Origin of the sequence: Acuticoccus mangrovi (assembly GCF_016411865.1) — a bacterium.
Taxonomy (GTDB): domain Bacteria; phylum Pseudomonadota; class Alphaproteobacteria; order Rhizobiales; family Amorphaceae; genus Acuticoccus; species Acuticoccus mangrovi.
Genome location: NZ_JAEKJA010000001.1, coordinates 440,320 through 464,065 on the forward strand (window position 1 = coordinate 440,320; position 23,746 = coordinate 464,065).

20 protein-coding genes are annotated in these 23,746 nt (G+C 69.1%); 9 read left to right on the plus strand and 11 right to left on the minus strand.

The features are described 5' to 3' along the window. Window positions 1-29 precede the first annotated feature (29 nt). The 3 genes from dnaE (at window position 30) to JCR33_RS02015 (ending at window position 6,212) form a co-directional block, all read left to right on the plus strand. A complete protein-coding gene (gene dnaE, locus JCR33_RS02005; protein WP_198880322.1) occupies window positions 30-3,464 on the plus strand; it encodes a DNA polymerase III subunit alpha in 3,435 nt (1,144 codons plus the stop codon). Between the two features lie 160 nt (window positions 3,465-3,624). Then, window positions 3,625-4,008, plus strand: a complete 384-nt coding sequence (locus tag JCR33_RS02010; RefSeq protein ID WP_198880323.1) for a glucose dehydrogenase — start codon at window positions 3,625-3,627, stop codon at window positions 4,006-4,008. Beyond that, window positions 4,005-6,212 carry a pyrroloquinoline quinone-dependent dehydrogenase gene (locus tag JCR33_RS02015; RefSeq protein ID WP_198880324.1) on the plus strand — a complete coding sequence of 736 codons (2,208 nt, stop codon included), beginning with the start codon at window positions 4,005-4,007 and terminating at the stop codon, window positions 6,210-6,212. The genes JCR33_RS02010 and JCR33_RS02015 overlap by 4 nt, the downstream gene beginning before the upstream one ends. 39 nt (window positions 6,213-6,251) lie before the next feature. On the opposite strand, the gene JCR33_RS02020 is transcribed toward JCR33_RS02015, so the two are convergent. The 5 genes from JCR33_RS02020 to JCR33_RS02040 form a co-directional block, all read right to left on the minus strand. After that, on the minus strand, window positions 6,252-7,040 hold the full coding sequence (locus JCR33_RS02020) for a 2-keto-4-pentenoate hydratase (protein ID WP_198880325.1): 789 nt from the start codon (window positions 7,038-7,040) through the stop codon (window positions 6,252-6,254). Window positions 7,041-7,125: 85 nt separating this feature from the next. Continuing rightward, entirely contained in the window at window positions 7,126-7,788 is a 663-nt protein-coding gene (locus tag JCR33_RS02025) for an HAD family hydrolase (protein WP_198880326.1), read from the minus strand. A gap of 12 nt (window positions 7,789-7,800) precedes the next feature. Further along, on the minus strand, window positions 7,801-9,048 hold the full coding sequence (locus JCR33_RS02030) for a multidrug effflux MFS transporter (protein ID WP_211109999.1): 1,248 nt from the start codon (window positions 9,046-9,048) through the stop codon (window positions 7,801-7,803). Between the two features lie 177 nt (window positions 9,049-9,225). Next, on the minus strand, window positions 9,226-10,281 hold the full coding sequence (locus JCR33_RS02035) for a L,D-transpeptidase (protein ID WP_198880328.1): 1,056 nt from the start codon (window positions 10,279-10,281) through the stop codon (window positions 9,226-9,228). Window positions 10,282-10,447: 166 nt separating this feature from the next. Beyond that, complete coding sequence (locus JCR33_RS02040; RefSeq protein WP_198880554.1) at window positions 10,448-11,575, minus strand: bifunctional 2-C-methyl-D-erythritol 4-phosphate cytidylyltransferase/2-C-methyl-D-erythritol 2,4-cyclodiphosphate synthase; 1,128 nt, start codon at window positions 11,573-11,575, stop codon at window positions 10,448-10,450. A gap of 177 nt (window positions 11,576-11,752) precedes the next feature. Here JCR33_RS02040 and dusB point away from each other — a divergent pair, with 177 nt between their 5' ends. From dusB to JCR33_RS02060, 4 genes are all read left to right on the plus strand, one after another. Then, window positions 11,753-12,814, plus strand: a complete 1,062-nt coding sequence (gene dusB, locus JCR33_RS02045; protein ID WP_211110000.1) for a tRNA dihydrouridine synthase DusB — start codon at window positions 11,753-11,755, stop codon at window positions 12,812-12,814. Beyond that, a complete protein-coding gene (locus JCR33_RS02050) occupies window positions 12,811-13,917 on the plus strand; it encodes a two-component system sensor histidine kinase NtrB (RefSeq protein WP_198880330.1) in 1,107 nt (368 codons plus the stop codon). Before dusB ends, JCR33_RS02050 begins: the two co-directional genes overlap by 4 nt. Next, window positions 13,914-15,356 (plus strand): nitrogen regulation protein NR(I), encoded by a 1,443-nt coding sequence (gene ntrC / locus JCR33_RS02055; protein WP_198880331.1) that lies wholly within the window; start codon window positions 13,914-13,916, stop codon window positions 15,354-15,356. The genes JCR33_RS02050 and ntrC overlap by 4 nt, the downstream gene beginning before the upstream one ends. A gap of 168 nt (window positions 15,357-15,524) precedes the next feature. Further along, on the plus strand, window positions 15,525-15,686 hold the full coding sequence (locus tag JCR33_RS02060; RefSeq protein WP_198880332.1) for a YqaE/Pmp3 family membrane protein: 162 nt from the start codon (window positions 15,525-15,527) through the stop codon (window positions 15,684-15,686). A gap of 112 nt (window positions 15,687-15,798) precedes the next feature. Here JCR33_RS02060 and JCR33_RS02065 read toward each other — a convergent pair whose 3' ends face one another. Next, window positions 15,799-15,972, minus strand: a complete 174-nt coding sequence (locus JCR33_RS02065) for a hypothetical protein (RefSeq protein WP_198880333.1) — start codon at window positions 15,970-15,972, stop codon at window positions 15,799-15,801. A 241-nt stretch (window positions 15,973-16,213) separates the two neighbouring features. Between JCR33_RS02065 and cysS the strand changes: the two genes are divergently transcribed. Continuing rightward, window positions 16,214-17,569 carry a cysteine--tRNA ligase gene (gene cysS, locus JCR33_RS02070; protein ID WP_198880334.1) on the plus strand — a complete coding sequence of 452 codons (1,356 nt, stop codon included), beginning with the start codon at window positions 16,214-16,216 and terminating at the stop codon, window positions 17,567-17,569. Window positions 17,570-17,617: 48 nt separating this feature from the next. On the opposite strand, the gene JCR33_RS02075 is transcribed toward cysS, so the two are convergent. The 5 genes from JCR33_RS02075 to JCR33_RS25445 are packed head-to-tail and all read right to left on the minus strand — an operon-like array spanning window position 17,618 to window position 22,613. Continuing rightward, on the minus strand, window positions 17,618-18,664 hold the full coding sequence (locus JCR33_RS02075; protein ID WP_198880335.1) for an Ldh family oxidoreductase: 1,047 nt from the start codon (window positions 18,662-18,664) through the stop codon (window positions 17,618-17,620). Further along, the gene (locus JCR33_RS02080) at window positions 18,665-19,939 is read right to left on the minus strand and encodes a hydantoinase/carbamoylase family amidase (RefSeq protein ID WP_198880336.1); all 1,275 of its coding nucleotides are present in this window, start codon (window positions 19,937-19,939) and stop codon (window positions 18,665-18,667) included. 7 nt (window positions 19,940-19,946) lie between these two features. Next, a complete protein-coding gene (locus JCR33_RS02085) occupies window positions 19,947-20,732 on the minus strand; it encodes an HpcH/HpaI aldolase family protein (RefSeq protein WP_198880337.1) in 786 nt (261 codons plus the stop codon). A 19-nt stretch (window positions 20,733-20,751) separates the two neighbouring features. Further along, entirely contained in the window at window positions 20,752-21,726 is a 975-nt protein-coding gene (locus JCR33_RS02090) for a hydroxyacid dehydrogenase (RefSeq protein ID WP_198880338.1), read from the minus strand. Beyond that, entirely contained in the window at window positions 21,723-22,613 is an 891-nt protein-coding gene (locus tag JCR33_RS25445; RefSeq protein WP_198880339.1) for a polysaccharide deacetylase family protein, read from the minus strand. Before JCR33_RS25445 ends, JCR33_RS02090 begins: the two co-directional genes overlap by 4 nt. 109 nt (window positions 22,614-22,722) lie before the next feature. Between JCR33_RS25445 and JCR33_RS02100 the strand changes: the two genes are divergently transcribed. Beyond that, window positions 22,723-23,694: a LysR family transcriptional regulator gene (locus tag JCR33_RS02100; RefSeq protein ID WP_198880340.1), complete on the plus strand. Its 972-nt coding sequence runs from the start codon at window positions 22,723-22,725 to the stop codon at window positions 23,692-23,694. The last annotated feature ends 52 nt before the right edge of the window (window positions 23,695-23,746 follow it).

Below are 23,746 nucleotides of genomic sequence, written 5' to 3' on the forward strand. Positions count from 1 at the left end.
GTCTCTGAGGCGATCGAGGGGGAGGGGCCATGTTCATTCATCTCAGGGTTCATTCGGCCTACTCGCTGCTCGAAGGGGCGCTGCACCTGAAGAAGATCGTCGCCCTCGCGCAGGCCGACGATCAGCCCGCCGTGGCCGTGACGGATACAGCCAACCTCTTCGGCGCGCTGGAGTTTTCCGAGGCGTCCTTCGCCGCCGGCGTGCAGCCCGTCGTGGGGTGCACGCTGCCGGTGAAGCTGATGGAGCGGATCCAGAACGGCAAGCGCATCGTCCCCGTCGCCCGCCTGCCGCTGATCGCGATGACGGCGGAGGGCTTCGCCAATCTCCAGCGCATCGTCAGCCGCGCCTACCTCGCTTCCGAGGGGCAGGGCGCCGTGGTGGGGCTCGCCGACCTCGCCGGCACCAGCGACGAGATCATCTGCCTTTCCGGGTGGACCGACGGGCCGGTCGCGCTCGCCCATCACTATGGCGACATGGATGGCGCGCGCGCAATGTTCCGGGATCTCCATGGAACGTTCGGTGATCGTTTCTATTGCGAGATCCAGCGGCACGGCCTCAACGCGGAGAACATCTTCGAGCGCGTGGCGGTGGAGCTCGCCTACGAGGCCGACGTGCCGCTCGTCGCCACCAACGAGGCCTATTTCGCGAAGCGGGAGGACTACGAGGCGCACGACGCGCTGATCGCCATCGCCGAGAGCCGTCGCCTCGGCGACGACGACCGCCGCCGCCTCACGCCGGAGCACTATTTCAAGTCCCAGAAGGAGATGGAGGCGGAGTTCTCCGACCTTCCCGAAGCGCTCGACAACACCGTCGAGATCGCCTTGCGCTCCTCCTTCCGCCCGCGCAAGCGGTCGCCGATGCTGCCGCGCTATCTGGCGTCTGAGCGCAAGATGGAAGGGCTTGCGGACCCCCACAACGACGACGAGACGGAGCTCGCCGCCGAGGCCGACCGGCTTGCCGAGATGGCCCACGCCGGCCTCGAGCGGCGGCTCGCGACGCGTGGCGCCGCCCCCGGCGTCGACCGCGAGGCCTACGACAAGCGCCTCGCGCACGAGCTCCACATCATCAACTCGATGAAGTTCCCGGGTTACTTCCTGATCGTCGCCGACTTCATCCAGTGGTCGAAGGCGCACGACATCGCGGTGGGGCCGGGGCGCGGCTCGGGCGCGGGCTCCCTCGTCGCCTACGCCCTCACCATCACCGATCTCGACCCGCTGCGGTTCGACCTCCTCTTCGAGCGCTTCCTCAATCCGGAGCGCGTCTCGATGCCGGACTTCGACGTCGACTTCTGCCAGGAGCGGCGCGACGAGGTGATCGCCTACGTGCAGGACCGCTACGGTACCGACCGCGTGGCGCAGATCATCACCTTCGGAACGCTGCAGGCGCGCGCCGTGGTGCGCGACGTCGGCCGGGTGCTCGACATGCCCTACGGCAAGGTCGACCAGCTCGCGAAGCTCGTCCCCTCGAACCCCGCCAACCCGGTGACGCTCGGCCAGGCGCTCGAAAGCGAGCCGAGGCTGCAGCAGGCGAAGGAGGCCGACCCCGAGGTCGAGCGCCTGCTCGCGATCGCGCTGAAGCTCGAAGGGCTCTACCGCCACGCCTCCACCCATGCGGCCGGCATCGTGATCGGCGATCGGGCGCTCGAGGAGATCGTCCCCCTCTACCGCGATCCGCGCTCGCCCCTGCCGGTCTCCCAGTACAACATGAAGTGGGTGGAGAGCGCCGGCCTCGTGAAGTTCGACTTCCTCGGCCTCAAGACGCTCACCACCATCGAGCGGGCGCTCTCGCTGATCGACGACGAGATCGATCTCGACACGCTGCCGCTCGACGATCGGGCCGCCTACAACCTCCTCACCCGCGGCGAGACCGCCGGCGTGTTCCAGCTGGAATCGGCGGGTATGCGGCGCGCCCTCATCGGCATGAAGCCGGACCGCTTCGAGGACATCATCGCCATCGTGGCGCTCTACCGCCCGGGCCCGATGGACAACATCCCGAGCTACAACAAGCGCAAGCACGGCGAGGAGGAGCCCGACTATCTCCACCCGACGCTGGAGCCGATCCTGAAAGAGACCTACGGCATCATCATCTACCAGGAGCAGGTGATGCAGATCGCGCAGGTCCTGTCGGGCTACTCGCTCGGCGAGGCGGACCTTCTGCGCCGCGCCATGGGCAAGAAGATCGCCGCCGAGATGGCGGTGCAGCGGGATCGCTTCGTGAACGGCGCGGTGGAGCGGGGCACTGCGGCGGCCGACGCCAACCGCATCTTCGACCTCGTGGCGAAGTTCGCCAACTACGGCTTCAACAAGTCGCACGCCGCCGCCTACGCTCTCGTCGCCTATCACACGGCCTACCTCAAGGCGAACTATCCGCGCGAGTTTCTCGCCGCCTCGATGACCATGGACATGGGCAACACCGAGAAGCTCGCCGACTTCCGCGCCGAGGCGCAGCGCATGTCGATCAAGGTGCGCCCGCCCTCGATCCACATGTCGAAGGCGGAGTTCTCGGTGGAGGACGGTGACATCGTCTACGGCCTCGCCGCGGTGAAGGGAGTGGGGCGGCCGCTCGTCGCCCACATCGAGGAGGAGCGGGCGAAGGCGCCCTACGAGTCGCTGACGGACTTCGCCAACCGCCTCGACCCGAAGGCGGCGCCCAAGCGGGCGCTGGAGGCGCTCGTCGCCGCCGGCACGTTCGACTGCTGGGTGGCGGACCGGGGCAGCCTCGCGGCCGGCCTCGACCAGATCCTCGGCGTCGCCAACCGCGTGGCGAACGGCGCCGCGCTCGGCCAGTCGGATTTTTTCGGCACCAGCGCGGCGAACGACATTCGCCTGCCGACGGACGTCGTGTGGACGCCGGAGGAGCGGCTTCAGCGCGAGCACGACGCCATCGGCTTTTACCTCTCCGCCCACCCGCTCGACGACTATGCGGAGGTGCTGAAGAAGAGCGGCATCGTCCAGTGGCGCGACTTCAGCCAGGCGCTGCGGCGCGGGGAGGGCTCGCGGCTCGCGGGCGTCGTCGTCTCGCGGCAGGAGCGGCGCACGCGCACCGGCAATCGGCTCGGCGTGGTGCTCCTGTCCGACCCCTCGGGCCAGTTCGAGGCCGTCGCCTTCTCCGACGTGCTCGAGGCCCATCGCGAGCGGCTCGAGGTCGGGTCCTGCGTGCTCCTGTCGGTGACGGCGCAGGAGCGGGAGGAGGGGCTCGCGGTGCGCATCCAGAACGTGGAGCCGCTGAAGCGGCTGGCGATGGGCGACAGCGCCCTCACCGTGTTCCTCAACTCGCCGGCGCCCATCGGGTCGATCGATCGGCTGATCAAGGCGAAGGGGCCGTGCGCCGTGCGCCTCGTCGCCGTGTGCGACGACAACGGCCGCGAGGTGGAGATCGCGCTCAAGGGAACGCGCAGCGTGTCGCGGTCGGTGGCGAGCGCGATCAAGGCGATGCAGGGGGTGGTGGACGTCACCTTGGCGTGAGGGGCGGACGCGGCGGCGACGGGCGGGCGACCCCCTCGGTGATCGTTTCATGAAATGATCTAAAGGTTTGGAACGCGATGCACATGGGTCCGTTGGACTCATGTGGCCGATCCGAGGGCACGGCCCCCATCGGCCGTTCTCGCGGACCAAAGAGGTCACTATGTCTGACAATTCAGCCCATGGAGCGCGCCGTGGCGGCGGGTTCTGGGCATTGCTCGCGCTGGCGCTCGTCATCGGCGTGCTCGGCGCCGTCATCCTCGCGGGTGGCGCGTGGCTCATCGCTCTCGGCGGAAGCTGGTATTATGGGATCGCCGGATTGGGCCTCGTGCTCACCGCGATCCTCCTGGTGCGCCGACAGATGGCGGCCGTCTATCTCTACCTCGCCGTGTGGGTCTCGACGCTCGTCTGGGCCTACTGGGAGGTCGGTCTCGATCTGTGGGCGCAGGTGCCCCGCCTCGTGGCGCCGACGCTCGTGCTGATCGCCGTGCTGTGCGCCATTCCCGCCCTGAGCTCCCGCCCCACAGCCCGACAGGTGCCGGCATGAGACGCACCCTGATCATCGTCGCGCCGCTCTTGACGCTCGCCGTCGCGGCGCACGCCCAGACCCCATCGGCCGACACCCCCGCCGCCGCGGCGCCTCCCGCGTCGGAGGCGCCCGCGACATCCACGCCGCCCGCCTCCGCGGCACCGGCGCCCTCGTCGGGCGCGGCGGCAGGCGAGACGCCGGCCGAGGCGGATAGCCCCGCATCGACCGCCGACGCCACCGCGCCGGTGGCGCCTGCCGCTCCGGAGAAGACGGGCGTCGACGTCGCCCGCTCGCAGCCTGCCGTCGGAGCGGATTGGCCGTTCTACGGCGGTGGGTCGGGGGCGACGCGCTATTCGCCGCTCGACCAGATCACGCCGCAGAATGTCGGCGGGCTGGAGCGCGCCTTCGTCTACCGCACCGGCGACATGCCGACCGGCACGGCGAAGGGCAAGTATGCCGCCGAGACGACCCCGCTGAAGGTGGGCGACGATCTCCTGATGTGCTCGGCGAAGAACGTCCTCATCTCGATCGACGCCGCGGACGGCACCGAGAACTGGCGCTACGATCCCGGCGTCTCCAACGACGCGATCCCCTATTCGGCCTCGTGCCGCGGTGTCGCGACCTACACCGATCCGGACAAGGGTGCCGACGAGGCGTGCGCCACGCGCGTCATCGAAGGCACCATCGACGCGCGTCTCATCGCCGTCGACATCGCGACGGGCAAGCCCTGCGAGGAGTTCGGCGAGAACGGCGCGGTGGACCTCTGGAAGGACATCGGCAAGAGGGTGCCCGGCTGGTACGCGGTGACGGCGCCACCCGTGGTGGTGCGCGGGATCATCGTCACCGGCGCACAGGTGAAGGACGGGCAGGCCGAGGACGCCCCGTCCGGCGTGATCCGCGGCTTCGACGCCGTGACCGGCGCCTTCGTGTGGGCCTTCGACCTCGGCGCGCCGGATCAGAATATCGACGGGCCGCCCGAGGGCGAGACGTACACGCGCGGCACACCCAACATGTGGACCGCCGCCGTCGCCGACGAAGAGCTCGGCTACGTCTATCTGCCGCTCGGCAACTCCTCGGTGGACTACTATGCCGGCAACCGCTCCGAGGCGGAGAACGACTACTCCACCTCGCTCGTCGCCCTCGACGTGACGACGGGGCGCCCGGTGTGGACGTTCCAAACCGTCCGCCGCGACGTGTGGGATTACGACCTCGGCAGCCAGGTTAGCCTCGTCGACTTCCCGGCGGAATCGGGATCGGTTCCGGCGCTCGTCCTGCCCTCCAAGCAGGGCGACATCTACATCCTCAACCGGAAGACCGGCGAGAGCCTCTTCGGCGTGGAGGACTTCACGGTCGCCTCGCGCGGCGACGTTGAGCCGGACGACCTCGCGCAGAGCCAGCCGACGTCCGCCTACCACACGCTGCGCGGGCCCGACCTCACCGAAGCCGACATGTGGGGCTTCACCCCCATCGATCAGCTCTGGTGCCGGATCCAGTTCCGCCTCGCCAACTATTCGGGCTTCTTCACGCCGCCCTCGGCGGACCGGCCCTACATCCAGTATCCGGGGTATAATGGCGGCTCGGACTGGGGCTCGGTGGCGGTCGACACCGAGGACGGGATCATCGTCGCGAACTACAACGACATTCCGAACTTCAACCGCCTGATCCCGCGGGCCGAAGCCGACGAGCGCGGGCTGAAGCCCATCAACGAGACGCCGGCCGGCGCCAAGGGCGGCGCCAATGCCGAGGGCGAGGGTGATCCCCAGACCGGCTCGCCCTATGCCATCGACGTCAACGCCGGCTGGCGCAGCGCGCTGACGGGGATGCCTTGCACTCGGCCCCCCTATGGCGGGATCCGGGCGATCGACCTCAAGACGGGCGAGACGCTGTGGGACCGCCCGCTCGGCACGGCTCGTCGGAACGGGCCGTTCGGCATCCCCTCCTATCTGCCCTTCAACATCGGGACGCCCAACAACGGCGGGTCGGTGGTGACGGCCGGCGGCCTCGTCTTCATCGGCGCGGCGACGGACGATCTCTTCCGGGCGATCGACCTCAAGACCGGCAAGACGCTGTGGCAGGACGTGCTGCCGGCGGGCGGCCAGGCGAACCCCATCACCTACGAGGTGAACGGCGAGGAGTATGTGCTGATCGCCGCAACCGGCCACCACTTCATGGAGACGCCGGTGGGCGACTACATCATCGCCTATAAGCTGCCGAAGAGCTGACGGCGACAGGCGAGGCGGCGTACCGCGGGTACGCCGCCTTCAGACGAAGCGCACGCGCGTGTCGGCGAAGGGCGTGCCCTTGTAGCGCGCCTCGAAGGTGGCTCCGGCCTCGATGGGCCAGGCGTCGGTCAACGTGCCGGTGGAGATGATCTCGCCGGCCTGAAGCGGCGGGCCGCCGTCCCGTGCGATGGTGTCCACCAGGAAGCGCAGCGCCGACACCGGCCCGTCGAGAACGTTCATCCCATGGCCGGTCTCGACGAGCTCGCCGTTCCGCCTCAGCTCGAGCTCCAGATCGGGCAGAAGCCCGCTCCACGCCGGGTCGTTGGGCACGGCGGGGCCGAGGAGGAGGGCGCGGTGGAGCGCTCCCGTCACCACGCAGTCCGCGAGGCTGAAGCGCCAGCCGGGATAGACGGAATCGACGATCTCGAAGGCCGGCGCGAACCACTCGATGATGCCGAGGAGCGCGGTCTCGTCCATTCCCGCCTCGGGGGCGGCGGCGAGCTTGAGCGCGACTTCCGGTTCAAGCCGCGGCTCGCAGAAGGGCGCGACCTCCACCACCCACTCCCCCGCGAACGGGACCAGCGTCCTGTCGGTCACGACCCCCCACATCGGCCCGTCGACGCCGTAGCGCTCCCAGATGGTGCGGTTGGTGAAGCCGATCTTGCGGCCGACCATCGTGCCGCCCCGGATCGCCTGGAACTCGGCCGCGGCGGCATAGGCCGTCGGCATGTCGAAGCTCGGGTCGATCTCGGAAAAGGGGGCGATTTGGCGGGCGGTGGCGGTGGCGTCGGCCGCGGCGGCAGCGATGGCGCGGGGGTCGAGGGGCATCGTGCTTGTGTCCTTGGACGGCGCGAGCGTGGCCGTCGGTCGAGGAGTGACGCAGGCAACGCGCGCGATCAAGCCCACCCGGGCGTCAGGGCAGCCGATCGATGGCGCCGGCGAGATCGGCGTGGCTCGCGATCGTGATGCGCGCGCCGGCCGCGGTCAGGCGATCGGCGTGGTGCGGGCCGCAGTGGCTCGCCCCGGCGAAGCCGATCACCGTCATGCCGGCGGCGACGCCCGCCGTCACGCCGGCGACGCTGTCCTCCACCACGACGGTGCGCTCGGGGGTGACCCCCATCGCGGCGGCGGCATAGAGGAAGATGTCCGGCGCGGGCTTGCCGTGGGCGACGAGGCTCGCGGAGAAGATGTGCGGGTAGAAGATCTCCACGAGGTCCGTGACGATCAGCGCCAGCAGGAGCTTCGCCGGGCGGCTCGACGAGGCGACGCACATCGGCAGGCCAAGCCCCCGTGCGACCTCGCCGACCGGGCCGATCGCCTTCAGCTGCGCCGGGTAGGCGGCGAGGATCTGCCGATCCACCCGGTCCTCGAAGTCGGCGGGAAGGGGGGCGCCCCGCTCCTCGCCGACGCGACGATAGACGTCGGCGCTCGGCACGCCGGCAAAGCGGCGGGCCATCTCCTCGGCGTCGATCGGATAGCCCTCCGCCGTCAGCGCGGCGGCATCGATGCGGCAGGAGATCGTCTCACTGTCGACGAGCACGCCGTCGCAGTCGAAGATGACGAGATCCGGGATCACGGCGGACTCGCCTCAGTGCGACCCAGGGGAGCCGACCGAGAAGAGCCGGCCCTTTTCGGTGATGAGGACGAGGATCAGCGAGGCGACGCCGAAGACGAAATAGCCCGTCACCAGCGGCGTGGTGCTGCCGGCGTAGTGCTGGCCGACATACCAGCCGAGGCCCGCCGCGATCCCCGTCGTGGCGGCGCCGACGAAGGAGGAGGCGGTGCCCGCGATGTGGCCCATCGGCTCCATCGCCAGCGAGTTGAAGTTCGGCATGATGAAGCCGAAGCAGAAGAGGTTGAGCGCGATCAGGACGACGAAGATCCCGAGATGGGCGTCACCGGTCGTGTAGACGAGCACGACGTGGACCGCCGACACCGCGACGAAGCCCACCACCGCGCCGTGCGACAGGCGGCGCATGCCGAGGCGGCCGACGAGCTGGCTGTTGCAGAAGGAGGCGAACACCAGCGCGAGGGCGACGCAGCCGAACAGAACCGGGAACCAGTCGCCGACGCCGTAGACCTCGGTGAAGATCTGCTGGGACGAGTTGATGTAGCTCATCATCGAGCCGAACACGGCGCCGGTGGCGAGCGTGTAGCCGAGCGTCTGCGGCGTCTTCAGGATCATGGCGAAGGCGTGCACGAGCCACCTGAAGGAGAGCGGGGCCCGGTCCTCCGGATGGCGCGTCTCCGGCAGACGCAGGAGCATCCAGAAGAACACGCCGACGGAAAGGGCGAAGAGGAAGCCGAAGATCAGGTGCCAGGAGCCGAAGACGAGCCAGAAGCCGCCGACGGAGGGGGCGATCACCGGCACGATGATGAACACCATCATGACGAAGCTCATGACTTCGGCCATGCGGCGCCCGCCGTAGATGTCGCGCACGATGGCGATGGCGATGACGCGCGGCGAGGCGTTGGCGACGCCCTGGATGAAGCGGGCGGCGAGGAGCATCTCGAAGCTGCCGGCGACCATGCACAGGAACGAGGCGGCGGCGTAGAGGCCGAGGCCGAAGAGGAGGACGGCGCGCCGCCCGAAGCGGTCCGACAGAGGCCCGTAGATGATCTGCCCCGCGGCGAAGCCCAGCACGTAGTCGGTGACGACGAGCTGGCGGGCGTTGGGATCGGTGATGTCGAACATCTCGTCGATCTGCGGCAGGGCCGGAAGCATGATGTCGATGGAAAACGCCGTCAGCGCCATCAGCGCTGCCATCATCGCAATGAATTCGGGGAAGGCCGGCATCTTGCGGGACGCGACGGCCAGGGTGCTCTGAGCTGGCATAAAATCCGACGGGATTGGAATGATTATCCCTCATAACCTAGACCGGCGCGGAGCCAACGCCAGTGGCGCAGAGCTCAACGGACGCAGCTATGCGGTGGACGCAGGGCCTGGTTTGAGGATCCAGCAAATCCGCCACCGACGGGCCATACTCACGAAAGCGTGACCTTTGCGTCCCGATCAGGCGAGCCCGTCGAGGATGACGAAGTCCGGGCCGCTCCGGCTGTCGCTGTCGGCCGGAAGGTCGGTGACGAGGAGGACCGATCCGGGCCGCACCTCGCCGAGCATGTCGACGACCGGGGCCCAGTCCTCCACCGAGATGCGGGCGAGGACGTCGTGCGGGCTCGCCGCGTCGCGCCCCTCGACGGCGATCGGGTGGGCGAGCCAGGTGAAGGTGCCGTCGTCGGGATTGGCGTCGAGCATCTTGTACATGTGGGTCCCGAGGGGGGTGTCGGGATCCTTGATCGCGATCGGCGAGGCGAGCACCTCCACTCCGTCCTTCAGCACCTGGAGCCGCTTGTCGGCGCCGGAGATGACGATCGAGACCACGTCCGCCGTGTCGGTGGTCGCGTCGGTGTCGTGGTGGGATTTCAGGGCCGCTTCGGCGATGGCCTTCGCCGCGTCCGCCTCTGCTTCGGGCGGCAGCACGAGGCCGGGATGGACGACGATCTCTGGAGCGCTCGCCTCGTTCACGATCAGCACCGGCACCCCGAGGTGGGTGATGCCGAAGAGCTTCTCGGAGAACTCCATCGGCAGCCGCACGCATCCGTGGGAGGCCGGATAGCCGGGCAGATGGCCCGCGTGGAGGGCGATCCCGCTCCAGGTGAGGCGCTGCATGTTGGGCATCGGGGCGTCGTTGTAGGTCGAGGAGTGGTGGTGCTTGTCCTTCTGCAGCACCACGAAGATTCCCGTCGGCGTGGTATGGCCGGGCTTACCGGTGGAGCAGGTCGAGACGCCGATCTCGACGCCGTTGCGGTAGACGTGGACGAGCTGTTCCGGCAGCGAGACGACCACCGCCACGGGGCCGTCCGGGGCAATGTCGGGCTCCCAGATGAAGCCGCCGGCCGGCAGGGTGCGGGCGTCGAGGAGGTGGGACGGTCGGTCGGGTCGCGGACGCGGCAGCGGCTCGGCGAGACCCGCGGGGATCAACAAGGACCCGGCGGCGGCAACGCTGGTCGCCAGAAGGGTGCGGCGGGTCGGCCCGGCGGTCGGCCTCGTTATCGGTCGTTGCTCCACATCGTCTCGGCGAAAGTGTGGCCGAGACCGCCGACGCTGTCGCCTACCGGGACCGTCCTGCCGACGCGTCGGGAGACGTTTTCCACGACGAACGAAATCTATCTCTCGGAACGCCGATCATTACGGCGGTGAGTGCGGATATGATGCGTCTCTGACGTTGCGTGCCCTAGCTGCGTAAGATCGTTGCGACGGCCTCGGCGGCGATGCCTTCTCCGCGGCCGGTGAAGCCGAGGCGCTCGGTCGTCGTCGCCTTGACCGAGACGCGTTCGACGGCGATGCCGACGATCTCGGCGATGCGCCGTCGCATCGCCTCGCGCACCGGGCCGATCTTCGGGCGCTCGCAGATGATCGTGAGGTCGACATGGCAGATCTCGCCCGCCGCCCGCACCCGATCGGCGGCGAACGCCAGGAACTGGTCCGACGCCGCCCCCTTCCAGGCGGGATCGGAGGGCGGGAAGTGATGGCCGATGTCGCCGTCGCCGATCGCGCCGAAGAGAGCGTCTGTGATGGCGTGGAGGGCGACATCGGCGTCCGAATGGCCGGCGAGGTGGAACGGGGCGTCGAGGGTGAGGCCGCCGAGGATGAGGGGACCCCCCGGCGTGAGACGGTGGACGTCGAACCCCTTGCCGACGGCCGGGTAGGTGAGGCGGGCTGCGGGGAGGTCGTCGGGGGTGGTGATCTTGTGGTTGGTGCGCTCGCCCTCCACCACCCGCACCGGGTGGCCGGCCGCCTCCATCACCATTGCATCGTCGGTGGCGCCGCCCGGCATTGCGGCGTGGGCGGCGCGGAGGGCGGCGAAGCGAAAGCCCTGGGGGGTCTGCGCCTGCGCGAGGCCGTCGCGCGGCACGGTGCCGGCGACGCGGCCATGGTCGATCCGCTTCAGCGTGTCGGCGACGGGAACGGCGGGGATCACCGCATCGGCATCGTCGAGCGCCCGCGCCACGCGATCGATGAGGGCGGCGCTGAGGAAGGGGCGGGCGCCGTCGTGGACGAGCACCCTTTCGGGCGGATCCACGGCGAGGTGGGCGAGGGCGGCCGCGACGGAGGCCTGCCGGGTGTCGCCGCCGGTGACGACCTCCACCCGATCCGCCCGCGGGCCCACCGCGGCGCGGAAGGCGCCCTCGTCGCCCGCGCCGATGACGGCGACGACACGGCGGATCGCAGCGTGGGCGAGGAAGGCGTCGAGGGCGCGGGCGAGGACGGTGCTCCCATCGAGGGGGAGGTACTGCTTGGGCGCGTCGCCGCCGAACCGGGTGCCACGGCCGGCGGCGAGCACCACTGCATCGATTGACATCATGGAGGGCCTGTTTCTATCGCCATGAAGCCTATAGAGGCATTCATTGCAGAAATCGCGCACGCCGTGCCTCATCCGCAGGCGCCCTGGCGTTTCGACCGAGGCGGACCCCTTGCCGTCTGCTTTCTCGGGATGGCATACGCATCAACACTTGCCAATTTTGATACCATGGTCAAAATGTGGGCAAGAGTGCATCTGGAAGGCAGCAATTCGCCTATGGACGTCCTTTCCATCGGTCGCGTGAGAGTTCCGAACCGGGCGATCCTTGCTCCCATGTCGGGTATCAGCGATTGGCCGTTCCGTCAGCTCGCCGCAACCTATGGCGCGGGGCTGGTGGTGTCGGAGATGGTGGCGAGCGACCGGCTGATCGCGCGCCACGAGGAGGCGCGTCTACGCCTCGAGGGGCGAGGCCTGTCGGCGCACGTGGTGCAGCTTGCCGGCTGCCGGGCGGACGATCTCGCCGAGGCGGCCCGCATTGCCGAGGCCGCCGGGGCCGACGTGATCGACATCAACATGGGCTGTCCCGCCAAGCGCGTGGTGGGCGGGCTCGCCGGATCGGCGCTGATGCGCGACGTCGACAACGCCGCCCGCCTCATCGCGGCGACGGTGGCGGCCGTTGCCGTTCCGGTGACCGTCAAGACGCGCCTCGGCTACGACAAGACGATGATGAACGCGCCCGAGCTCGCCCGCCGCGCAGAGGCCGAAGGAGCCCAACTGGTGACGATACACGGCCGCACGCGCTGCCAGCGCTATAAGGGTCGGGCCGACTGGCCGGGCATCCGCCGCGTCAAGCAGGCGGTGACGATCCCCGTCGTCGCCAACGGGGACGTGAGCGACGGCGAGGATGCGCGTGCCATCCTCGCCCAGTCCGGCGCCGACGCGGTGATGGTCGGCCGCGCCGCCCTCGGTGCGCCGTGGCTCCCGGGCCTCATCGCCGCGGCGCTTGACGGCACCCCGGCGCCGCGTCTGCCCGAAAGCCCCGCCGCGCTCGGCGAGGTGGCGGTGGAGCACGTGGAGCGTCTCGCGGGTCACGCCGGTGCCGTCCACGGCGTGCGCCTGGCGCGCAAGCACGTCGCCGCCTACGCCGACCAGCTCGTCGGCGCTCCCGAAACGCTGCGTCGCGCGGCCCTCGTCGCCGAGACGCCGAGCGAGGCGGTGCGCGCCATCCGCCGCTTGTTCGGCGCCGCCGGGGCGATGGCGCTGCGTGGCGCCGCCCCCGACATGGCACTTGCCGCATGACCGCAGAACTCCTGAGCGTCACGCCGACGTCGATCCTCAACGCTCTGCCCCACGCCGTGCTCGCCCTCAACGCGCAGGACACCATCGTGTCCGCCAACGACGCGGCGCAGGCCTTCTTCGGGGCGAGCCTCTCGCATCTGTCCAAGCGGCCGATCGCCGCCTTCGTGCCCTTCGGCAGCCCGCTCCTCACGCTGCCCTCCAAGGTGCGTCAGGAGCAGGCCGGGATGGTGGAATATCGCGTGGACCTCTCCTCCCCGCGCCTCGGCCAGGGGCAGATCGTCGACATCCACGCGATGCCGCTGCCGGAGGACCCGCAGGTGGTGATCCTGACGCTCGATCGTCACTCGATGGCGGAGAAGATCGATCGGGCACTCACCTCCCGGTCCGCCGCCCGCTCGGTGACGGGGCTTGCGGCGATGCTCGCCCACGAGATCCGCAACCCGCTGTCGGGCATCCGCGGCGCCGCCCAGCTCATCGAGCCGACGCTCGGGGAGGAGGATCGCCCGCTCGCACGCCTCATCACCGACGAGACCGACCGCATCGTCAAGCTCGTCGACCGCATGGAGGTGTTCGGCGATGCCCGCCCGGTGCGGCGCGCCCCGGTGAACATCCACGACGTGCTCGACCATGTGGAGCGCCTCGCCCGCTCCGGCTTCGCCCGCGGCATCGAGATCAAGAACTCCTACGACCCGTCGCTGCCGCCGGTGCATGCGAACCGCGACCAGCTCGTCCAGGTGTTCCTCAACCTCGTGAAGAACGCGGCGGAGGCGGTGGAGGCGAACGGCGGCGGCACCATCACCCTCACGACCGCCTTCCGGCCGGGGATGCGCGTTGCCGCGCCCGGCTCGCCCCACAAGGTGAGCCTGCCGCTGGAATTCTGCGTGAAGGACGACGGCCCCGGGGTGCCGGACGATCTGGTGCCCCACCTCTTCGAACCCTTCGTCACGACGAAGACCAACGGAACTGGCCTTGGACTTGCCCTGGTAGCCAAGATCGTCGGCGACCATGGCGGTGTGATCGAGATCGATTCCGGCGCCGGGACGACGGTGCGTGTGTTGATGCCTGCTTATCAAGGCAATCCTGAAGGAGACCCGGACCAATGACAGGTACGATCCTGGTTGCGGACGACGACGGCGCGATCCGCACAGTGTTGAACCAGGCCCTGTCCCGCGCCGGCTTCGATGTGCGCTGCACCTCGAACGCCGCCACGCTGTGGAACTGGATCGATCAAGGTGAGGGCGACCTCGTCATCACCGACGTGATCATGCCCGACGAGAACGCTTTCGAGCTGCTGCCCCGCGTCAAGCGGCGCCGGCCGGACCTTCCGGTGGTGGTGATCAGCGCCCAGAACACGTTCATGACCGCGATCCGCGCGTCGGAGCGGGGCGCCTACGAGTATCTGCCGAAGCCCTTCGACCTCAAGGAGCTGATCAACGTCGTCGGACGCGCCCTCTCCGAGCCGCGCAACCGGCACGTGGAGAAGGCGCCGGAAGCCACCGAGCCGATGCCGCTCGTGGGCCGCTCGGCGGCGATGCAGGACATCTACCGCGTCCTCGCCCGGCTGATGCAGACCGACCTCACCGTGCTGATCCACGGCGAGTCCGGCACCGGCAAGGAGCTCGTCGCCCGCGCCCTCCACGACTACGGCAAGCGGCGCAAGGGCCCGTTCGTGGCGATCAACATGGCCGCGATCCCCAAGGAGCTGATCGAGGCCGAGCTCTTCGGCTACGAGAAGGGCGCCTTCACCGGCGCGACCTCGCGCCATCCGGGTCGGTTCGAGCAGGCCGAGGGCGGCACCCTCTTCCTCGACGAGATCGGCGACATGCCGATGGAGGCGCAGACCCGCCTGCTGCGCGTCCTGCAGGAAGGGGAGTACACCACCGTCGGCGGCCGCTCACCGATCCGCACCAACGTGCGCATCGTGGCGGCGACCAACCGCGATCTGCGCCAGTGGATCGGGCAGGGCCTCTTCCGCGAGGATCTCTATTTCCGCCTCAACGTGGTGCCGCTGCGTCTGCCGCCGCTGCGCGAGCGCAAGGAGGATATCGGCGACCTCGCCCGCCACTTCTTCGCCGCCTGCGAGGCGGAGGGGCTGCCCCCCAAACGCCTCGACCCCGACGCCATCGCGGCGCTCCAGGCGCACCGCTGGTCGGGCAACGTGCGCGAGTTGGAAAATCTCATTCGCCGCCTCGCCGCGCTCTATCCGGAGGACGTGATCACCGCGGCCCACATCGAGCACGAGCTCGACGAGGCGCCGACGGCGTCGACCCCCGCCTCGTCCGGCGGCCAGCCGTCGGAGACGCTGCAGGAGGCGGTGGAGCGCCATCTCAACGACTATTTCGCCGAGTTCGGCGCCTCGCTGCCGCCGCCGGGGCTCTACCACCGCATCATGCGCGACGTGGAGTATCCGTTGGTGTCGGCGGCGCTCGCGGCGACGCGCGGCAATCAGATCAAGGCGGCCGAGCTCCTCGGGGTCAACCGCAACACGCTGCGCAAGAAGATCCGCGACCTCGACGTGCGGATGATGCGGGGCGTGCGCTAGGCCGATCGACCGTCGCGCGCCCGTCGAACCGGCTCTAGATCTTTGCGATTGCGCGTGTTCCGGGCGGCGAGCCGACGGCACAATGGTGCGCTTCGGCGCACAAAATGCAAAGGGGAGAGGGATCGAACTCCGAAGTTTCTCGTTTAACCGAAAACCAAGGAGTTCATGATGGCCGATCTGGTCCGCATTTTGTGTGCGGTGTTCATTCCGCCGCTCGGGGTGTTCTTGCAGGTGGGATTCTCGCTGCAGTTCTTCCTGAACGTGCTGCTGACGCTGCTGTTCTTCTTCCCCGGCATGATCCACGCTCTCTGGATCATCGCGCGTCGCTAGCCGAGTGGGGCCGACCTACGGGTCGGCCGATGGGGTAGGGCGCCGAGCATCGGCCCGGCGCCGACGCCGGCTCGGCTGTCGCACCGTGGTGTCGACGGCCGCGTCGAGGGGCTTAGCTCCCCATCGCCACCGTCGGCCCCGAAACGTCGCAGCCGATCTCGGTTCCGCACCGCATGGGGGCGGAGAGGCCACGGTCGCTCGCGTTGCTCGCCGCCAGGAAGATCGGGCCGACGAGCAGGATCATCAGGATTGCGAGCGCCGCCAGCGCACCAAAGGTGTTTCGCATCTGAGGTCCCCGTACTCTTTTTTAAACCTGCAAACCCCAACCCGGGGACGTTTGCAAGTTAAACCGTGTTTCAAGGTTGTGATCGCCACGCCTTGTCGCGGTGCCTTTCATAGCTGATTGACCATTCCGCTTCGCCCGTTGTCTCGCGGCAGGCTTACGGATCGCTTCCGCCGTTCGATCGCATTTGATGCATCGGCCGAAGGCGTTGCGCCGGGCTTGTGGGTGGGCTAACGGCCATCCCATGGAACCGATCAGCCTCTATAACACGCGCACGCGCCACAAGGCGCCCTTCGTCCCGGCGGATCCCGCCAATGTGCGCATGTATGTGTGTGGGCCCACCGTCTACGATCTGCCCCATATCGGTAACGCACGTCCGTTCATTGTGTTCGATGTGCTGTTCCGCATGCTGCGGGCACGCTATGGCGCGGACCACGTCACCTTCGTGCGCAACATCACGGATGTGGACGATAAGATTAACGCGCGTGCCGCCCAGCGGGGCATCTCGATCCGCGAGCTGACCGAGACGACGACCGCCGATTTCGAGGCCGACGTCGCCGCCCTCGGCTGCCTGCCGCCGACCCACCAGCCCCGCGCGACCGACAACATCGCCGAGATGCGCGAGATGATCGATCGGCTGGTCGCCGGCGGCCACGCCTACGTGGCGGCCGATCACGTGCTCTTCTCCGTCGCTTCGCTGAAGAGCTACGGCGCGCTCTCCGGGCGCTCGACCGACGAGATGCTGGCGGGCGCCCGCGTCGACGTCGCGCCCTACAAGCGCGATCCGATGGATTTCGTGCTGTGGAAGCCGTCGAAGCCCGGTGAGCCCGGCTGGCCGAGCCCCGCCGGCATCGCCGTCGACGGGCGGCCCGGCTGGCACATCGAGTGCTCGGCGATGGCGGCGCGCTATCTCGGCGAGACCTTCGACATCCACGGCGGCGGCATCGACCTCGCCTTTCCCCACCACGAGAACGAGCGAGCGCAGTCGTGCGCGGCCTTCGGCCATCCGGAGATGGCGACGGTGTGGATGCACAACGGCTTCCTCCAGGTGGAGGGCAAGAAGATGGCGAAGTCGGAGGGCAACTTCATCACCATCCGCGACGCGCTCGCCACCGCACGTGGCGAGGCGATCCGCCTGTCGATGCTGATGACGCACTACCGCCAGCCCATCGACTGGACCGCCCGCCGTCTCGGCGAGGCGGAGACGGTGTTGCGCGGCTGGGCCGCCGCGCCTGCGGGGACGGGCGGGCCGGACGCGGCGGTGGAGGCGGCCCTTGCGGACGATCTCAACACCCCGGCCGCCATCGCGCGCCTGTCCGAGCTCGCGCGCGCCGGCGATCCCTCGCTCGATGCGAGCGCGGGGCTGATCGGCATCGACCTTCCGGCGCTGCGCGACACGCTCGCGGCGGAGGAGAGCGAGCGCGCCGCGAGCCTCGCGGTGGACGTCGACGCGCTGATCGCCGAGCGCCTCGCCGCCCGCGCCGCCAAGGACTTCGCGGCGGCCGACGCGATCCGCGACCGCCTCCTCGCGGAGGGCATCGTGCTGAAGGACGGGAAGGGGCCGGACGGCACCCCGCTCACCACTTGGGCGTTCAAGTAGGACGCTCCGGCGCTCCACCTCAAGTGGACGGAGAGTTTGGCGCCGGCTCTAAACGAGGGTCGGCAGGTCGAGCTGGCGGGCCCAGTCGTCGAGGAGGGCGATCGTTGCCGGGTCGACGGGGATGGCGGCGGCGTTCGCCTCGAACGCGCGGGCCGAGCGCTCGCCGGGGTAGCGGATCTCGCTGGCGCCCTCGCGCAGCGGCGACGCTTTGATCGCGGCGATCATCTCGCCCATCCGCGCCTCGAACTCCGCCCTCGGGATGAAGGCGGCGATGTCGATGGCGATCAGCGTGAAGGCGGTGTTCATGGGGGCGTCGTAGGGGGCGAAGCCCTTCGCCTCGCCCGCCATAAGCGGGCCGCCGGCGATGACGCTCGTCATGATCTCGTGCACCATCGCGAGGCCGAACGCCTTGTAGCCGCCGAAGGGGAGGAAGGCGAGCGACTTCAGCGCCTCGGCGGGATCTGTGGTCTCGCGCCCCTCGCTGTCGAGCGCCCAGCCTTCGGGGATCGGCTCGCCACGCTCCTTCGCCTTGACGATGCGTTCCGCCGCCGCCTCGGTGCAGGCGAAGTCGAGCACGAAGGCTCCGCCCGGCGCCGGTGCCGCGTAGGCGGCGGGATTGTTGCCGAGCACGGGTTTGACGCCCCCCGGCGGCGGCAGCATCTTGCGGCTCGTATTGGTGTAGGCGATGCCGACCATGCCGGCTTGGGCCGCCATTAGCGGATAATATTTCGCGGACGTGAAAGAGTTGGCGTTGCGCACCGTGACCATGCCGATGCCGAAATCGTGGGCCTTGTCCATGGCGAGGCGCATCGCCTGGGCCGCCGCCACCTGACCGAGCCCCTGATGGGCGTCGAGGAGGGCGATGGCGCCCTTCGCGCTCACGACGTCGGCGCCGGCGGTGGCTTTGTCGCCGCCCGCCTTCACCCGGTGGAGCACCTTTTCGAAGAGGCGCAGGCCGTGCGATTCCTCGCCCATCTGCTCGGCCTGGAGGAACACGTCGACCGTCTGGCGTGCGTCGTCGGGGGCGACGCCGAGGGCGGTCAGAAGCGCGGTGCAGCGTTCGGCGAGGAGGCGAGGGGGGTAGCTGGCCGTCACTTAGGTCTTTCCGGCGGCGGACCACTCGGTGGCCGGACGCATCATCATGTCGATGACGATGTTCACCGCGGCGTCGAAGTCGGGAAGCTTCATCGCCTCGTCCGGGTTGTGGCTGCCGTTCTGGTTGCGGATGAAGATCATCGTGGAGGGGATGCCGGCGTGGGCGAAGGTCGCCGCGTCGTGCCCGGCGCCGCTCGGCATCCGGCGCGTCTTGATGCCGAGGCGGGCGGCGGCGCCTTCGGCCATCTCGTTGAGCACCGGGGACATCACCGCCGGCTCGGAGCCCGACTTCGGCCCTTCCTCGAAGGTCACGCCGAAGCGTTGGGCGATGACGGCGGCGCGCTCGCGAAAACGCTGGGTGGCGGCCTCCAGCGTGGGGCGGCTCTCGGAGCGCATGTCGAGGCAGAGGCCCACCTCGCCCGCCACCTTGGAAAAGGAATGCTGAGTGGGGTCGGTGTTCACCATGCCGAAGGTCACGGTGAGGTCCTCGCCCTTCGCCTCGAACTCGTCCCACACCTCGTCCATGGCGACGACGAGGTGGGCGCTCGCGAGCGCCGCATCGTGGCGCAGCTTGCGCGGCATCGCGCCGGAGTGGGCGTAGACGCCGACGCACTTGATCTCGCGGAAGCGGGAGGAGCCGCGGATGCCCGTGACGATGCCGACGGGGATGTCCTCGGTCTCGAGAAGCGGGGCCTGCTCGATGTGCGCCTCGATGTAGGCAACGACGTCGGCAGGCTTCAGGAAGGTGTCGCCGGCTGCGACGGCGTCGGGGTCGAAGCCCGCCTCGGCGATGTGCTCGCCGAGGGTGCGGCCGCTGTCCACCCGGCGGACCGTGTCGAGGGCGCCGGGCTCGAGCCGCCCGAGCGCCGTCTTGGAGCCGATATAAGAGTGCGGGAACCAGCAACTCTCCTCGGCGCGCAGGCACGCGACGGTGAGATCGAAGGGGGGCACGATGCCGTTGTCGGCGAGACTGGTGGCGACGGCGAGGCCGAGGAGGACCCCGGCGGTCCCGTCATAGTCGCCGCCGTGGGGCACGGAATCGAGGTGCGAGCCGAGGACGATGCGGCGGCTGCGATCCTTGCCGGGCAGGGTCAGGAACTGGTTGCCGGCCGCATCGAAGGTCTTCTCGGCGCCGTACTCCGTCGCGAACGCCGCCACCATGTCGTGAGCGATCTGCTCGCCGTCTCCATAGGCGACGCGGGTGACGCCGGGGGCGTCGGTGGTCGCGTCCTTGATCTTCTGGAAGAGGGCGTGGGTGGCGGCGTGTGGGCTCATGAGGTGATCAGCGTCCTGCGAGTTCGCGCAGCTTCGGAACGGCCGCGCGGGCGGTATTGAACACCATCGCAGCATCATTCTGATAGGGAATCCACTGCGCGCCCTTCTCAAGCCAGCCGTTCGCCATCTCCGGCGACTGGGCGGAGAGGCCGAACGGCACCTTCGCCTCGCGGCAGATCGCGAAGATCTCCTCGTAGGCCTCGTGCAGCACCTTCGCCTGCATCTCGCCCGGCACGCCGAGGTCCTGCGACAGATCGTCGGGGCCGACCATCACGCAGTCGAGGCCGTCGACCTTCACGATCTCCTTGAGATTGTCGATCGACTTGCGCGTCTCCACCATCGCCACCAGCATCGTCTCGCGGTTGACGTGGTCGATGACCTTGCGCGGCTCGTCGATGAAGTAGTCGGTGTGCGGCCCCTTGAGGTTCATGGGGCGGTTGCCGAGGGGGTGGTACTTCGTCGCCGTCACGATGTCGGCGAGCTGCTCGGCGGTGTCGATCGAGGGTAGGAGGAGGCCTTGCGCGCCGGCGTCGAGCGGGCGGGTGAGGTCGTGCGGCTTCATGGTGCCCGGCGGGCGGACGATGGGGGTGAGGCCGCACTCGCGCGCGAGCATCGCCAGCACGCCCACCTCGGCGAAGGTGAAGTCGGTGTGCTCCATCTCGATGATGACGAAGTCGAAGCCGGCCGCGGCGAGGATCTTCACCACGCGCGGATGCGGGCAGAGGGTGATCCAGGTGCCGAAGGCGGGCTTGCCCGCGGCGTGGAGCGCCTTCACGGGGTTGGACTTGATCATGACGGGGTCTCCTAGGGGATCAGGCGCCGCGGCGGCGCTCCCACACGGTGGGATTGACGAGATATTCCGGGCGGCGCCCGTTCAGGACGTCGACGACCTGCCCGGCGGTCTGCATGGCGGTACGCTCCAGCGCCTCCTCCGTCGCGCCGCCGATGTGCGGGGAGAGGAGGATGCCGGGCAGCGTCAGCCAGGGATGGTCGGCGGGCGGGGGCTCGGGAGCGAAGACGTCCATCGCCGCGCCGCGCAGGTGCCCGCCCGTCACCGCGTCGGCCAGCGCCTGCGGGTCGACGAGCGCGCCGCGGGCGGTGTTGATGAGGATCGCCCCGGGCTTCATGGCGCCGAGAAGGGCGGCGTCGAACATGCCGCGCGTCTTGTCGGTCAGCGTCTGGTGGAGCGAGACGTAGTCGGCGCTCTTGAGTGCGACCGGGAGGTCGGGGGCGGGGGTGAAGCCCGCGGCGACGATGTCGGCCTCCGGCACGCTGGGGCTGTGAACCGACACCTCCATCTGGAAGGCGGCCTTGGCGATGTCGGCGGTGCGGCGGCCGATGCGGCCGAAGCCGACGATCAAGAGGCGCTTTTCGGTCACCTCGCGGAAGTCGCGGGTGTAGCGGTAGTCGAAGTTGCCTTCGCGCACCGCGGCGTCGGCCTCGCGCACCCGCTTCTCGATGGCGAAGAGGTGGGCGAACACCAGCTCGGCCACCGACTGAACGTTGCCATAGGGGGTGAAGACGATGGGCAGGCCGATCTCGCTCGCATAGACGACGTCGACCGGGTCGACGCCGATGCCGTGGTTGCCGAGCACCTTGAGCTTCGGCGCCGCCTCCATGGCGGCCCGGTTGAGGCCGGCGTTGCGGGTGATCGCGGCGTCGCAGTCGGCGATCTCGTTGGCGACGACGTCCATGGTGGCGGCGGAGGCGAGGCGGGTCTCGATGCCGGCGTCGGCGAGGAGGGCGAGGCCTTTCGGGTGGATCGGCTGGATGACGAGGCAGATCACGCGGCGGCTCCGGCGATCTCGGCGTGGAGGGCGTGCGCCTCGGCGGTGCTGATGAACGCCGCGCCGCGCTTGGGCAGCGCCTCCAGGAACGCCCGGTAGCGCGCGAGCCACTCGGGCTTGCCGACGGAGGCGGTGTGGAAGAGGCAATGGACGATCTGCGGCACGCCCATGGCCTCGGCCCGTCCGGCCACCACGTCGTAGACGCGCAGGAGATTGTCGAGCTCCGACATCTCGACGTGGAGGATGTTCTTGTAGGCGAAGCCCTCGCCGTCGGAGCCGATCGGGATTTCGAGCACGGTGGTGCGCGTCTGCCCGGCCCAGGGCGCGCGCGGGTCCTGCGGCAGGTGGGCGGCGGTGGTGCCGGCCTCCGTCCAGATCGCCTCGCGGTCCGGATGGTTCATGCCCGGACAACAGGAGTAGTCGGCATGGATCCCGTTCGCCTCGAGCAGGCGGTTCATGAAGGGGTGATAGGCGTAGTGGCCGCCGCGATAGGCGACGCAGCTGATGCCGGCCTCCTCCATGCGCCCCTTGGCGTGCTCGAACATCGCCTTGACGTGGTCCCACTCGGCGTAGCGGGTGCCTTCGCCCTTGATCTCCTCGTGGAGGTGGACGGACATTTCGGCACCCCCGGCGATCGCCTCGCGGTAGGTGTCGACGATCTCGCCCTCCAGATAGCCGTCGCGGCAGTAGGTGCCCGAGTGGGGGGTCAGCACCATCTTGCCGTCGGTGAGATCCTTCATGATCGGCGTCAGCGTGCGCATGTCCACGACGCTCTGGGGCACGTTGGGCGGATCGACCCGATAGTCGCGCCCGGGATCGAACGGCGCGAAGACGAGCCAGTTCACATCAATAATCGGAACGACATAAACGCGGGCGGTTTCTGTCACGGTCGGGCCTCGGCTGTAGCGCAATGACGGCCTCCGACGAGGCCTACTCGACCGGACTATGCCGACGCGCTATTCCTTCATCAAATCAATTGAACCAAACCTTTAATCCATGAACCCGCATAATCTGACGCTGAAGCAGCTGCGCGCATTCCAGGCGATCGCCGACGAGGGCAGCTTCGTGGCCGCCTCCAAGAAGCTGCATCTGTCGCAGCCGGCGCTGAGCCAGTGCGTCAAGCAGCTCGAGGCGGAGCTCGGCGGGCGGCTCTTCGATCGGACGACGCGCTCGGTCCGCCTCACCTCGCTCGGCATGAGCTTCTTGCCCTATGTGCGCCATCTCCTCGCTCAGCTCGAGACGGTGGTGACGAACATGCAGGAGCTCGTGTCGCGTCGGCGGGGCGAGGTGACGATCGCCTGCCTTCCCTCCGTCGCCTCGCGCCTGATGCCGCGCGTGGTGGCCGAGAACGAGCGCGCCTTTCCCGGCATCCGCGTCAACATTCGCGACGCCAACATGCGCCAGGTCGCCGAGAAGGTGCGCTCCGGCGAGGCCGATCTCGGCATCGGCAGCCTCTATGAGGAGGATCCCGACGTATCCTCGGCGCTGCTTGCCGAGGACGAGATGCAGGCGGTGCTGCCGGCGACCTCGCCCCTCGCGCGCCATCGCCGCCTCGCTTGGGACGATCTCGCCGACGCGCCGTTCATCTCGCTCTCCCACGACAACGGCGTGCGTGATCTCCTCGATGCGGCGCTGCGTCAGCACGCGATCCGGGTGCGCACGGTGGCGGAGGTCTCCAACATCTCCACGCTGACGGCGATGGTGGAGGAGGGGATCGGCATCTCGGTCCTGCCGTCGCTCGCGATGCCGCGCGCCTCCCATCAGGTGGTGCGCGTGCGCCCGCTCCGCCCGCTCGTCAACCGCACGATCCACCTCCTGTGGCGCACCGGGATCGCCATCTCGCCGGCGGCGGAGGCGGTGCGCATCTCGCTGCAGAAGGTGGTGGCCGAGGATCCAGAGCTGAAGCACCTGCCCCACGTCATCTGGACGGAGGGCCCGAGCTGGCTCAAGGAGGCTTCGAGCCTCTAGGCCCGTCCGGGACCGCCCGCGCGGGGGCCCGGCTCCATCTGGCCGCGCCGTT